The 13,251-nt window shown below is 70.1% G+C and carries 11 protein-coding genes and 1 pseudogene; 7 read left to right on the top strand and 5 right to left on the bottom strand.

What is annotated here, in order from left to right; all coding sequences use genetic code 11:
* On the top strand, window positions 1–1,968 hold the full coding sequence (locus tag ACIBKX_RS22850) for an FUSC family protein (protein ID WP_363270214.1): 1,968 nt from the start codon (window positions 1–3) through the stop codon (window positions 1,966–1,968).
* A 110-nt stretch (window positions 1,969–2,078) separates the two neighbouring features.
* Here the strand turns inward: ACIBKX_RS22850 and snpA are convergent, their stop codons facing one another.
* A complete protein-coding gene (gene snpA, locus ACIBKX_RS22845; protein WP_363270215.1) occupies window positions 2,079–2,756 on the bottom strand; it encodes a snapalysin in 678 nt (225 codons plus the stop codon).
* A 209-nt stretch (window positions 2,757–2,965) separates the two neighbouring features.
* Between snpA and ACIBKX_RS22840 the strand changes: the two genes are divergently transcribed.
* Both ACIBKX_RS22840 and ACIBKX_RS22835 read left to right on the top strand, forming a co-directional pair.
* Window positions 2,966–3,925: a LysR family transcriptional regulator gene (locus ACIBKX_RS22840; protein ID WP_363270216.1), complete on the top strand. Its 960-nt coding sequence runs from the start codon at window positions 2,966–2,968 to the stop codon at window positions 3,923–3,925.
* 236 nt (window positions 3,926–4,161) lie between these two features.
* Window positions 4,162–5,355, top strand: a complete 1,194-nt coding sequence (locus tag ACIBKX_RS22835) for a hypothetical protein (RefSeq protein WP_363270217.1) — start codon at window positions 4,162–4,164, stop codon at window positions 5,353–5,355.
* Between the two features lie 70 nt (window positions 5,356–5,425).
* Here the strand turns inward: ACIBKX_RS22835 and ACIBKX_RS22830 are convergent, their stop codons facing one another.
* Window positions 5,426–7,519, bottom strand: coding sequence for a PhoX family protein (locus tag ACIBKX_RS22830; protein WP_363270218.1), 2,094 nt, complete (start codon window positions 7,517–7,519; stop codon window positions 5,426–5,428).
* Between the two features lie 898 nt (window positions 7,520–8,417).
* Between ACIBKX_RS22830 and ACIBKX_RS22825 the strand changes: the two genes are divergently transcribed.
* Both ACIBKX_RS22825 and metG read left to right on the top strand, forming a co-directional pair.
* Window positions 8,418–9,341, top strand: coding sequence for a VWA domain-containing protein (locus ACIBKX_RS22825; protein WP_363270219.1), 924 nt, complete (start codon window positions 8,418–8,420; stop codon window positions 9,339–9,341).
* 128 nt (window positions 9,342–9,469) lie between these two features.
* Entirely contained in the window at window positions 9,470–11,104 is a 1,635-nt protein-coding gene (metG, locus tag ACIBKX_RS22820) for a methionine--tRNA ligase (protein ID WP_363270220.1), read from the top strand.
* Window positions 11,105–11,222: 118 nt separating this feature from the next.
* On the opposite strand, the gene ACIBKX_RS22815 is transcribed toward metG, so the two are convergent.
* On the bottom strand, window positions 11,223–11,546 hold the full coding sequence (locus tag ACIBKX_RS22815; RefSeq protein ID WP_363270221.1) for a hypothetical protein: 324 nt from the start codon (window positions 11,544–11,546) through the stop codon (window positions 11,223–11,225).
* 288 nt (window positions 11,547–11,834) lie between these two features.
* On the opposite strand from ACIBKX_RS22815, the pseudogene ACIBKX_RS22810 reads away from it, so the two are divergent.
* Window positions 11,835–11,933, top strand: a pseudogene (locus ACIBKX_RS22810) (transcriptional regulator); the annotation flags it as partial.
* 11 nt (window positions 11,934–11,944) lie between these two features.
* The gene (locus ACIBKX_RS22805; RefSeq protein WP_363270222.1) at window positions 11,945–12,142 is read left to right on the top strand and encodes a DUF397 domain-containing protein; all 198 of its coding nucleotides are present in this window, start codon (window positions 11,945–11,947) and stop codon (window positions 12,140–12,142) included.
* Here the strand turns inward: ACIBKX_RS22805 and ACIBKX_RS22800 are convergent.
* Both ACIBKX_RS22800 and ACIBKX_RS22795 read right to left on the bottom strand, forming a co-directional pair.
* Window positions 12,139–12,429, bottom strand: a complete 291-nt coding sequence (locus ACIBKX_RS22800; RefSeq protein ID WP_363270223.1) for a hypothetical protein — start codon at window positions 12,427–12,429, stop codon at window positions 12,139–12,141. The genes ACIBKX_RS22805 and ACIBKX_RS22800 overlap by 4 nt on opposite strands.
* 115 nt (window positions 12,430–12,544) lie before the next feature.
* Window positions 12,545–13,159: a TetR/AcrR family transcriptional regulator gene (locus tag ACIBKX_RS22795; RefSeq protein ID WP_363270224.1), complete on the bottom strand. Its 615-nt coding sequence runs from the start codon at window positions 13,157–13,159 to the stop codon at window positions 12,545–12,547.
* Between the last annotated feature and the right edge of the window lie 92 nt (window positions 13,160–13,251).

Below are 13,251 nucleotides of genomic sequence, written 5' to 3'. Positions count from 1 at the left end.
ATGCGCCGCCCCGAATCACCTGGCCCCGCGGGCCCCCTGAGCACACTCACCCCGCCCGGCTGGCTGGTCAGGACGCTCAAACCGCAGTCCGCGCCCATCCCCTGGGCCGCCGTCGCCCGCGCGTCCGTCGCGATGTCGCTGCCGCTCGTCGTCGGCATGGCGGTGGGCAAGCCGACATACGGGGCGCTCGCCTCGATGGGCGCGCTGTCCGGCGTCATCGGCGACACCGCCGACGCGTACCGCATGCGGGTCTACAACATCGCCGTACCGCAGCTCTTCGGGGCGCTCGGCGTCACCGTCGGCTCGCTCGTCTTCGGGCACGGCTGGGTGGCGGTGGGTGTGGTGACCCTGGTCGCGCTCGTCTCCGGGATGATGTCGACGATCGGGGCGGTCGCCTCCGTGTCGGGGCTGCTTCTGCTGCTCAACTCGGTGGTGGGCGCGGGGCTTCCGATGCCGGGGGAGTGGTGGCTGGCGCCCGTCCTGATGACCGGCGGCGGACTGCTCGTCCTCACCCTCGCGCTGCTCGCCTGGCCGCTGCGGTCGGGCGTACCGGAGCGGGCGGCCGTCGCCGCCACCTACCGCAGCGTGGCCGCGCTGCTCGAAGCGGCGGGCACGGACCGGTACGCGGACGCGCGCACGGCCGTCACGACCTCCCTCAACCAGTCGTACGACCTGGTCCTGGCCCGGCGCACCCGCTCGCACGGCCGCAATCCCGATCTGGTCCGGCTGATCGCCCAGTTGAACGCGATCACGCCGGTCGTCGAGGCCGCGCCCGCCGCGCACCAGTGCGGGGAGCCGCTGTCGCCCGAGGTCCCTGCGGCGGTGCGGCGGCTCGCGGACGCGGTGGCCTCGAACGGCGGCACGACCGTCCCGGAACCCGTGCTCCCCGAGCCGCGCAATCCCTCCGCCCGAGCCGTCGACCACGCGCTGCGGCACGTGGCCGAGACCCTCAACGACCCCGACCCGCACGGCGTCGTGAATGTCGACGACCGCCTCGGCCGCCCCGCCGCCCTGCGCGTCCGGGCCCGCCGCGCCGCCCGCAACGTCATGCTCTCCGGCGCCTCCTGGCGCTACGGCCTGCGGCTCGCGCTCTGCATCGGCATCGCGCAGGCGCTGGTCTCGCTGATCGACGTGCCGCGCTCGTACTGGGTGGCGCTCACCGTCACGTTCGTCCTCAAGCCCGACTTCGGCTCGGTCTTCTCGCGGGCGGTGCTGCGGGCGCTGGGCACGGCGGCGGGTCTGGTGGTCGCGGCTGCGGTCCTCGCGGAGGTGCCGCGGGGCTGGTGGGACGTACCGGTGATGATGCTCCTGGCGGCGCTGATCCCCGCACTCACGCCGCGCGGGTACGGCTGGCAGACGGCCGCGATCACGCCGGTGATCCTGCTCCTGTCGGACGTCCTGAACCACCAGGGCTTCGGGCTGGTGGTCCCGCGCCTGGTGGACAGCCTGATCGGCTGCGCGATCGCGCTGGTCGCGGGGTATCTGCTCTGGCCGGAGAGCTGGCACACGCGGATCGGGGACCGGCTCGCGGACGCGGTCGCGGACACGGCGACGTACGTGGAGTGCGCGTTCGGCACCACCGCCGGGGAGCCGGCGGCCCAGGCCCGGATGCGGCGCCGCCTCTACCGGGACCTCTCCGTCATCCGTACGGAGTTCCAGCGGGCCCTGACGGAACCGCCGCCCACGGGGCGGCGTGCGGCGGCGTGGTGGCCGCTGATGGTGGCGGTGGAGCGGATCGTGGACGCGACGACCGCGGCGCGGGTGCGGGTACGGCATGGGGCTCAGCCGCCCGGCGCGGTGGAGATCCGCGAAGTCGCCGTCCAGTTGCGGGAGTTGGCGCAGGGCTTGCGGTACTCGGAGACCCTGGAGGAGGTCTCGGCGGATTTCACGGGCCCGAAGGAGAGCGTGCTGGAGCCGCTGCGCCAGGAGGTGGCGGCGGCACGGGCCATCGCGTCGCCCCGGAGCTGATCAGTCCGCTGATCAGTCCGCTGCCCACCCCTGACCCTTCGCTGCCCCGCCCCTGATCCGCCGCTGCCCCGCCCCTTCGGGAAGGGGCGGGGCAGCGGACGGAAAAGCGATCAGCTCACCTTGTCCAGGTCCTTCAGGTCCTTCAGCGCCTTCGCCAGGCCGTTGGCCCACAGCTGGTCCACCTTGGCCCGCTCGTTCGCGTCCGGCTGCGAGTTGGTGCAGGAGGGGCCGGGGCCGCCACCGGACATCAGCTCGCTGCACGGACCCTCGTAGTGGTCCGGCAGACCCAGCACATGGCCGGTCTCGTGCGCCGTCACGCGCGTCGAGTCGTACTGTTGGTTCTGCGCGTAGTCCAGGAAGATGTACCCGTTGCCGTGGCCGTCCGTGCTCGCGTACGAACCACGCGGGTCATTCCCCTCGCGGTACTCGAAGCTCGCACCGCCACTCCCCTCCTGGAGCTTCACGTTGGACACCGCGCTGTTCCAGATGGACGTACTGCTGGCTATCTGCTGGGCGAAGGTCGGCGCACCGGAGGCGTCGTACACCACCGTGACCTGCTTCGCTCCCGGATTGGCCGCACGCTTCTCCGCGACCGACTTCAGGACGGCGTCGAAGAACGCCTTGTTGGCCGCGGCCTCCTCACCGGATCCCGCATACGCCGAATACGAGGCGTACGAGGACGTGGTGGCGGAGGACGGCGTGGGGGCCGCGGCCGTCGCCGACGTCGTGCCGAGTCCTGCGGCGGCGAGGCCGACGACGGCCGCGACCGAGAGGTAACGCTTGTTCATGTGGGGGGCTCCCTACTCGTTCGATGAAAGGTGAACGGTTCGGTAGGGGGAGTGTCGGGGAGCCCGCGGGGTCTGCGGATGATGGCAACTGGCGATAGTGCCGGGCTATCGCCCGCCTTCCGGCAGGTCACGGGACGCCCAACTCGCGTGCTTCCCGTGTGGTTTGTGAGTCTGGTGCGGCGCCCCTCACCGCTCTACGCTCACAGACCATGGAGCTCGAGGTGAGACACCTCCGCGCACTGTGCGCCATCGCCGACACCGGCAGCCTGCACAAGGCGGCACGCCAACTCGGCATGACACAGCCCTCGTTGACCACCCAGCTGCGCCGCATCGAGCAGGCCGTCGGCGGTCAGCTCTTCGCCCGCGAACGCACCGGCTGCCGCCCGACCCCGCTCGGCCGGGTCGCCCTCAGCAGGGCCCGCCCGCTCATCAGCGAGATGCGGGCCCTGGTCAGCGAGACCAAGGCGGCAGCGGCCCGCGCCTCCGAGAGCCCGCAGCTGCGCATCGGCTCCACGGCCAGCCGTGCCATACCGGGCTGGCTGCGCCGGCTGCGCGCCGGGCTGCCCGGCACCGAGCCCTCGCTCCAGATGGACGTCTCCGCGAACGCGCTGCTCCGCATGGTCGCGGGCGGCCAGCTGGACGTGGCCTTCGTGCACGAGGTGGAGGGCAGCCCGCTGCATCTGCCCGAGGAGCTGTGCACCCGCGTACTCGTCCAGCGGGAACCGCAGTTCGTGTTCATCGCCGCCGACCATCCGGCGGCCGCCAAGTCCGTCGTACACCTCGGTGATCTCGCCGACGACCGGTGGATGGTGGACCCGACCGTGGACGGCGAGTGGGACGGACTGCTCCGGGTGCTTCGCGCGGCGGGCATCAACCCCCGTGTCCTGCACGGCGATTACCTCACCGCGTCGTCCCTCGTCGCCACCGGCGAGGTCGTCACCGTCTGCCAGCCGACCTCGCGGGCGAGACCCGACATGGCGGTCCGCCCGCTGCACGGCGATCCACTCGGCGTGCGACTGCTGGTGACCGCGCGTACGGAGGGGGAGCTGGACACGGTGTACGGCGCACTGGAGGCCGCGTACTGGGAGGCGGCGCGGCAGGCTCCGGCGTACGGGGAGTGGCTGCTGAGGACGGGGCGGGCGGGGGACGCACCGGCGCCCGCGGCGTGAGGGGCCGGCGTCCCGCACCGCACGTGACTTAGGTCCCGGACAACCGATGACCTTCGACCAAACCGCCCCTGAGCTGGGCTTTTATTCGTTTTACGGTTCCGCGGCGCGCCCTGCGGCCGGTTGTTACATTCCCTACGGATGACGCACACACAGCGCCCGTAGCTTCAGGTCTGTCGCCACCGCAAAGGGGCACAAAGACGGACAGCTCGCCCGACCAGTCACGAGGGATCACCGCTATGCGCGCCACCCGCCGTACCTTCCGCACCGCCGCCATCGCCACCGGAGCGATCGCCGCGCTCGCCGTCCCGACCACGGCCGCCTTCGCGGCCGACGCACCGTCGGCTCCGCAGGAGCAGACAGCGCCGAGTGACCAGGGCAGCACGGACCAGAACACGGGCCAGAGCACGGACCAGAACACGGACCAGAACACGGACCAGGACACGAATCAGGGCACGAATCAGGGCGGCACCGACACCGACACCGACCCTGACACCCCCGTCCCCGGCGGCTGGGAGTCCAAGGGCGTCACGGATCTCGGCAAGGGCTGGACCGCCGACGTCCAGGTCAACGCCTCCGCGCGCACCGCCAAGGCGACGATCTCCCTCGACGGCGCCGCCAAGGGCTCCCTCACCGCGTACGAGACGTCCGCGAGCACGACCATCGACGGCAGCACCTTCACCCTGTCCCCCGACGGCACGGCGACCGCGAAGCTGGTCGACAAGGACAAGGACAAGGACCGTGACAAGGACCGCGACAAGGACAAGCCCGTCCCCGGCAGCTGGGTCTCCAAGGGCGTGACGGACCTCGGCAACGGCTGGTCCGCGAAGGTCGACGTGAACGCGTCCGCGCGCAGCGCCAAGGCGGCGATCTCCCACGACGGCGCCGCCAAGGGCTCCCTGAAGGCGTACATCAACCCGGCGAGCACCAAGATCGACGGCTGCACCTTCACGCTCACCGCCGACGGCACCATCACCAAGAAGGCGGCCCCCAAGCCCAAGCCGCAGCCCGTCGACAAGCGCGTCTACGTCCGCACCGCCAAGCTGGCCGACGGCTCCACCGCCAAGATCTACAAGCTCGGCAAGAACCACTACCAGGCCGACATCTACGCCAAGGGCACCAAGCTCGACACCCTGGACGCCAACGGCAAGTCGGCGACCGGCCAGAACAACGGCCTGTACGTCGTCCTCAACCCCGACGGCACCATCAAGTCCTGGGTGGAGAACGGGACGAAGCCCGCCCCCAACTCCACCTCCACCTCCACCTCCACCACCAAGCCGCAGACCGTGCCGAAGGGCGGCGTCAAGGCCGGCGCGGAGGGCGTCTCCCCGGCCGCTGCCAGCGCCCCGCTGCTGGCGGCGGGCGGCGGCATGGCGGCACTCGGCGCGGCGGGCCTCGGCTTCGCGGTGTACCGCCGCAAGCAGAACGACTGAGCAGACGTGTACGTACGCCGATGGGGCACCCCGCAGAAACGGGCGTGCCCCATCGGTGTACTCCTGGCTGTCAGACGCCGATGTCGCAGCCGTCCTTGCGCCACACCGAGACCACCGACGGGCGGACGATCTTGCCCGGGCCGTCGGGCCAGACGCTCGCCGGCTTCTCGACCGAGGCACCGTCGATCTCGCCCGGGTGCTGCACGGCGACGACCACGCGGCGGTCCTGGACGAGCGGGCCGCAGGTCTCGGCGCCCTTCGGCATGGTGAGGAACTGCTTCAGCTCACCGCGCCGCTCGCCCTTCGTCGCGACGCCGAACAGGCCGTCGTGCGAGCCGAGTTGGTTGCCGTCCGTGGAGAGCCAGAGGTTGCCGTGCGGGTCGAAGGCGACGTTGTCCGGGCAGGAGATCGGGGAGACCTTGTCCTTCGGGAAGCCCGCGAAGTACGTCGAGGGGTCGTTCGGGTCGCCCGCGACGAGGAAGAGCGACCAGGCGAAGGTGGTGGCCTCGGCGCGGTTGCGGCGCTCGGTCAGCTCGAGCACCTGGCCGTGCTTGTTGAGGTTGCGCGGGTTGGCCTCGTCGGCACCGGCCTTGCCGGCCTTGCCGCGGTCGGAGTTGTTGGTGAGCGCGACGTACACCTTGCCGGTGTGCGGGGACGGCTCGATGTCCTCGGGGCGGTCCATCTTCGTGGCGCCCACCTTGTCACCGGCGAGGCGCGTGAAGACGTACACCTCTTCGGCGGTCATGCCGTCGACGTGCGAGACGGCCTTCCCGCCCGGCCCGGCGGTGGCGAGCGGAATCCACGTGCCACTGCCGTCGAACTCGCCGTCCTTCGGCAGGGTTCCCTTGCCGTCGATCTCGGTGGCCGGGGAGTCGCCGGTCAGCTTGGCGACGTACAGGGTGCCCTCGTCGAGGAGGGTGAGATTGTGCTCGTGCGCGGCGCGGGAGCGGCCCTTGGCGACGCGCTTGCTGCTGACGAACTTGTAGAAGTAGTCGAACTTCTCGTCGTCGCCCATGTAGACGACGGGGCGGCCGTCGTGCGTGAGGCGCGGCTGCGCGGCCTCGTGCTTGAAGCGGCCGAGCGCGGTGCGCTTGCGCGGGGTCGACTCCGGGTCGTACGGGTCGAGTTCGACGACCCAGCCGAAGCGGTTGGCCTCGTTGGGCTCCTTGGCGAGGTCGAAACGGTCGTCGAACCGCTCCCACTTGCGCTCGGAGGCGGCACCGATGACTCCGTACCGCTTGAGGCGCGCGGCGGCGGTGGGGTCGGTGACCTTCTCGGCATTGCCGAAGTACTGATTGAAGTTCTCTTCACCGTGCAGGGTGGTGCCCCAAGGGGTCGTGCCGCCCGAGCAGTTGTTGAGGGTGCCGAGGACGGTGACGCCCTTCGGGTCGGCCTTCGTACGGACGAGCTCGCTGCCGGCGGCGGGCCCGGCGAGGCGGAACTCGCTGGTGGCGGTGAGGCGCCGGTTGAGCTGGTGACGGGAGACGGCGGCGAGCTTCCCGCTCTTCCGCTCCTCCTCGACCACGACAACCGACAGACCGTGCGCGGCCCAGGCGATCTCGACCTGCTCGCGGGTGGGCTTCTCGGGGTCGTACCCCTTGAACATCAGGATCTCGTCCGTGTACTCGTGGTTGGCGACGAGGACCTGGCGCCCGTGCTCGCGGTGCAGCGGGAGGAGGCTGAGGAAGTCGTTGTTGTACCCGAACTGTCCGGCCTGCGCCTTCGCGGTCTGCTTGTCCGCGTCGAAGGCGGGGGCGCCGCGCAGGATGGGCTCGCCCCAGCGGATGACGACGTTCTGGGCGTAGCCCTCGGGGATCGTCACGGCATCGGTGGTGTTGGGCGCGACGGGCGCGAAGCGGAGACCGCGCGCCCCCGTTTTGCTCTTGTCCGCCGCGGGTTTCCCGGCCGCCGCGGCCGTGGCCTCGGGAGCGGCGGGACCTGCGACGACGGCGCTTCCGGCGGCGGTGGCGACGGTCACGACGGCGGCGGCGCGCATCATCGAGCGGCGGCTGAGCGCGCCGGCTATGACGTCACCGACGTACTCGTTGTCACTGGTGTTGGGCACCTCGTGGAAGCAGGCATCACCACAGCGGAACCGGCAGGTCATGGCGGAACGGCCGCCGCTCCCCTGGTGCGAGGTGATGATCGGCAGCAGCTTGCGCACGGTTCCTCCGTTTTGTGGGCGTGGCTTGATTCCGCCGTGAGGCTAGGGGCGGAGGTCAGCAGAGCGGCGGCCGTCGGGTGAACGGGAGGTGAACCGGGGGCACACATAGGGCAGTTGACGTGGGCCTGAGTGGTAAGGGTGACGCTGCCGCCGGTGTACGGCGACCCTCACCAAGATCGCGGAATGCGGCGGCTAACCTTACGTGTCCGCCCTGGCCAGGGGTTACCGGAATCAACTCACGCGAAGGGGTGCGCCCATGGGGTTTCTGAGTGTCCTGCGGAACGCGTTCGGTCGGTCACGCAAGGCAGAGGTTGCGCCTGCCGCTGAGGCCGAGCCGGAGGTGCCTGCGCCTGCCGCGAAGGCCGAGCCACAGGTATCGGTACCGTCCCCTTCCCCCGCCGTCGAGGCCGAGCCACAGGTATCGGTACCAGCCCCGAGCCCCGAGCCGACCCAGTCGGAGGTCGACGCGATGGTGGCGGCGGCGTTCGACAACGTAACGGTGCCTTCGCAGGCAACGCCGGGGACTGCCGCAGAACGGGAGCCGACTCCGGAGCCGAAGCCGGAGGCAGCGGTTGCAGCTGAGGCCACGCCCGAGCCGGAGGCATCGGTTGCGGCTGAGGCCACGCCCGAGCCGGAGGCATCGGCTGAGACTGCGCCCGAACCGGAGGCATCGGTTGCGGCTGAGGCCACGCCCGAGCCGGAGGCAGCCCCAGCACCCGAAGCTGCTGCTGCAACCCCCGAGCCCGAGCCGACCCCCGCAGCCGAAACCGCCGCTGCGACCCCCGAGCCGGAGGCAGCCCCAGCACCCGAAGCTGCTGCTGTGGGCAGTCGTCCCGCAGGGCGGGACGGGTGGGCACAGCCCGAAGGCGCCGGCGCCGATGAAGAAGCAGAGCCACGCGTGACCCCGGCGGAGCCGGAAACGCCGGTGGCCGAGGAAGCAGCAGAGGCACCCGCCCCCGAAGCAGAGCCGGAGACGCCGGCCGCAGCCGCAGAAGCACCCGCCCCCGAGCCGGAGCCCGAGCCGGAGCCGGAGCCCGAGACGCCGGCCGCAGCCGAACCCGCAGCCGCAACCGAACCCGCAGCCGCAACCGCAGCCGCAACCGCAGAAACCCCCACCACCCCGGCGGAGCCCCACCCCACCACCGCAAAACCCGCCACCACCCCCGCCAAGCTCAAGTCCAAGGCCCCCGCCCTGGCCACCGCCTACAAGGCCGCCGCCGCAGCCCTGAAGAAGCGCGAGCTCACCGGCGTCCGCGCCCCCGTGTACCTCGTACTCGACCGCTCCGGCTCCATGCGCCCGTACTACAAGGACGGCTCGGCCCAGAGCCTCGCCGACCAGACCCTCGCCCTGGCAGCCCACACGGACCCCGACGCCGAAGGCCCCTCCGTCCACGTCGTCTTCTTCTCGACGGACATCGACGGCACCGGCACCCTCACCCTCCCCGACCACGAGGGCCGCGTCGACGAGCTGCACGCGGCGGCGGGCCGCATGGGCCGCACCAGCTACCACCGGGCCATCGAAGAGGTCGTAACCCACTACGAGAAGTCGGACCACGGCTCGAACGGAACCCCCGCCCTGGTGATCTTCCAGACGGACGGCGCCCCGGACGCCAAGGGCCCCGCGACCCAGGCCCTCGCGGAAGCGGCCAAGCACCCCCTCTTCTTCCAGTTCATCGCCTTCGGCGACCACGACGCGAAGGGCTTCGACTACCTCCGCAAGCTCAAGGCGGACAACGCGGCCTTCTTCCACGCGGGCCCGACGCCGAAGGAGCTCACGGACAAGGAGCTGTACGAGGGCCTGCTGGCGACCTGGCGCCCGTAGCGCACCCTTCGCACTCCCGGACCAGGGGGTGGACCCGGAAGCCCCGGGTCCACCCCCTGGTCCGCGTCCGGGTCCACCCCCTGGAATCGATGTGAGTCGATCTCCATCAGGCCGTTAGGATTTCGACCATGGCGGCCATTGGATCCGAGAAGCAGGGAGCGGACGAGAACGCGAAGGCGTTCTACGTCTCGACCCCCATCTACTACGTAAACGACGCTCCTCACCTGGGCCACGCCTACACGACCGTTGCAGGGGACGTGCTCACGCGCTGGCACCGTCAGCGCGGCGAGAAGGTGTGGTACCTCACCGGCACGGACGAGCACGGTCAGAAGATCATGCGCACGGCCGAGGCGAACGGCGTCACACCCCAGGAGTGGTGCGACAAGCTGGTCACCGAGGCCTGGAAGCCCCTCTGGGAGCACCTGAACATCGCGAACGACGACTTCATCCGTACGACGGAGAAGCGTCACACGGACCGCGTGCAGGAGTTCGTCCAGGATCTCTACGACAAGGGCGAGATCTACAAGGGCGGCTACGAGGGCCCGTACTGCGTGGGCTGCGAGGAGTACAAACTCCCCGGCGACCTGATCGAGGGCGCGGAAGGCAGCGAATTCGCGGGCCAGAAGCTGTGCCCGATCCACAAGAAGCCGGTGGAGCTCCTCAAGGAGGAGAACTACTTCTTCAAGCTCAGCGAGTACGGCGACAAGCTCCTCGCCCTCTACGAGGAGAACCCCGGCTTCATCCAGCCGGAGTCGGCCCGCAACGAGGTCGTGAACTTCGTCCGTCAGGGCCTCCAGGACCTCTCGATCTCGCGCTCGACGTTCGACTGGGGCGTGAAGGTCCCGTGGGACGACAAGCACGTGATCTACGTCTGGGTCGACGCGCTCCTGAACTACGCAACCGCCGTCGGCTACGGCGCAAACCAGGACAAGTTCGACGCGACCTTCCCCGCCAACGTCCACCTGGTCGGCAAGGACATCCTCCGCTTCCACGCGGTGATCTGGCCGGCGATGCTGCTGGCGCAGGGCCTGCCGGTCCCCGGCAAGGTCGCCGCGAACGGCTGGCTGATGGTCGGCGGCGAGAAGATGTCGAAGTCGAACCTGACCGGCATCAAGCCGCAGGACCTGACCTCCCACTTCGGCGTGGACGCGTACCGCTGGTACTTCCTGCGCGCCATCGCGTTCGGCAGCGACGGTTCGTTCTCGTGGGAGGACTTCACGGCCCGCTACACCAGCGAGCTGGCGAACGACTACGGCAACCTCGCCTCCCGCGTGGCGGCGATGGTCGGCAAGTACTTCGGCGGCGCGCTGCCCGAGGCGACGGCTGTCGGTGACGCGGAGAAGGCGGTCCAGGACGGCCTGGCCAAGGCCGTGGCCGACGCCGACCGGGCGATCGGCGAGGACCTGGACTTCCAGTCCGGCATCCTCTCCATCTTCACCTTCGTCAAGCAGGTCAACGGCTACATCACGGAGCAGGAGCCGTGGAAGGTGGCCAAGGACGAGTCGCCGGAGGGCAAGGCCCGCCTGGCGACGATCCTCTACACGGCGGCGGAGTCGCTCCGTGCGGTGGCGGTTCTCCTCAACCCGATCATGCCGGAGACGTCCCAGAAGCTGTGGGACTCCCTGGGCGCGGAGGCCTCGCTCGGCGCGCTGGCGGACCAGAAGGTCCAGGAGGCGGGCACCTGGGGCCGGCTTCCGGTGGGCGCGACGGTGACGAAGGGCGCGGTGCTGTTCCCCCGCCTGGAGGAGAAGCCGAGCGCGTAGCGGTACGCGGGCAGCGGATTACGGAAAAGTCCCGGCAACACGCCGTGTTCTACGGCGTGTTGCCGGGACTTTCTCACGCTCTCACTCGCTCACGCCGTCGCCCGAAAGGCAACTGCCGTCAGGAGACGAAGTTCTCACAGGCGGTGGGCACCCATCCCTTGGTCCCCCGGTAGTCGATGTACGACCAGCGGTTGTCGTTCTCCCACCCGCACAGGGAGTACGTCTGGCCGAACTCCACCGTGCAGGCGGCCCACTTGCCCTTGGCGCCCTTGGGGAACAGCCCGAGCGCGGTCGAGCCAAGCTTCCGCTCCTTGCGGATCTTGACGCTCTCCTTCGCCTTCACCACGTTGCCCTTGCCGCACACGGCGGCCTTCGCCTCGGTGGGCGCAGCCGCCGAAGCGGCCCCGGTCCCACCCACGAGGGCGGCCCCGGTCAAGGCCACGACACCCACCAGTGAAGCCAACTTCCTCACGGCACAACCCCGTTCAAGCATGCGGGAACACCTCGCCCCCGCGGTCACCCACACCCTAGGCGACCAAGATCGTCCGACTGCGTCGCGACTGCCACAGCCGTGTACCGGGGCCGCAACAGCGGGAAAGTCCCGGCGGGGCCCCAGCAAATGCGGGGTACCGCCGGGACTTTCCGCACGGATGGGTCAGGCTTCGTCACCGCCGCCAAAGAGGCCGGCCGCATCGCTCACTTCGTAGGACCGATCGAGCCAAGCCCGCGGTTGAAACGGCTTCGAACACTGTTCCGTAAGGTGGAGAAGGCATCCCTGGACCCCACGGCGTCACGGGACTTCATCCACCGTTTGTCGAAGGAACTGTGAGGCGAACCCCCATGACTCCAGCTCTGCGCCGGCAGAAGTCGACCTTCTCCGATGGCGGCGACGGCAACACCTGCATAAAACTGGCCACCGCCACCGGCCCCCACATCCACCTCCGCGAAAGCGACGCCCCCGCCACCGAACTGACCACCACCCCCGCAGCCCTGGCCCACCTCCTCCAAGCCGTGAAGGCCAAGGCGCCGCGCCCCTAGTCCCCGCACCCCTCCCAGGGATCCGGCGTGCCGTGCGAGAGGACCAGGCCGTACGACTCCGGGAGTGAGCAGTCGTTCTGCTCGGTCCACTGGTAGGCCAGGATCGACCAGACCGCGACCGCTATCACCGCCGCCACTCCCGGCATGCTCCACCGGGAGCGCCCACCGGAGCCTCCGCCGCTGTCGCGAGGCGGCCCCTGTGGCGGCCCCTGCGGCGGCTCCTTGGGTGGCTCCCAACCCGGCCCGTCGTACCCCTTGGGCCGCCACCCTTCCTGATTGTTTGGCATGTCCACGAGTATCCAGGGAGCGCGCGAATCTGTACCGCGTTCACGCAAGGCGATTCTGGGCCCAACTCCACTTACAGTGCGCTCAGTTGACCAGCAGAGAGCTGCGGATTCCGCGTCAGCGGTACGTCCCCACGAGCCGAGCCAACTGCCGCCCGGCCGCCCGCAAGGGCTCCTCACTGCGGCTTACCTGAGCCGTCACCTCCGCGCCCTCCAGCGCACTGATCACCGTCGTCGACACCTCCCGCGCATCGTCGGCCGTGAAGCCCGCCGCGAGGAGCTTCTCCTCGACGATCCGCTCCCAGCTCCGCAGCGCGGCCGCGCACACCTGCTGGATCTCGGACTCCGTGCCCAGCGTCTCCAGGGCGGCGGCCGTCACCGGGCAGCCGTCCGTCCAGCCCGACTCCCGCAGCAGCACGGCCAGTTCGACCGCGCAGGCCTCGATCGCGGCGCCCGGGGCCGCCTCACGCGCCAGCGTGTCCCTGAGGACCGTCGCGAACTCCTCGTCGCTGTACTTGATCGCGGCCACCGCGACGGCTTCCTTGCCGCCGGGGAAGAAGTGGTAGACGGAGCCGAGCGTCGCCTCCGCCTCCTTGGCGATCTGTTTGATGCCGGTGCCCACATAGCCCTGCCGCTGGATGAGCCGCGCCGCGACGGAGACGATCCGGTCGCGGGTGGGGAGAGAGCTGGTCTCTGCGGGCGCTGCAGGCGCTGAGCTGTTCTTGGCGGGCATGGCTCCCAGCCTACCCGCCGATTAATTAGAGCGTTCGTTCCAGCCCTGTGCTACGTTTTCGCCATGCGCTAATTAGAGCGTTCGTTTTAGTT

The sequence above is a fragment of the Streptomyces sp. NPDC050658 genome (assembly GCF_044457025.1).
Classification (GTDB): Bacteria; Actinomycetota; Actinomycetes; order Streptomycetales; family Streptomycetaceae; genus Streptomyces.
Note: the sequence above shows the minus strand (reverse complement) of the source record. Positions and strands in the feature narration are given on the sequence as shown.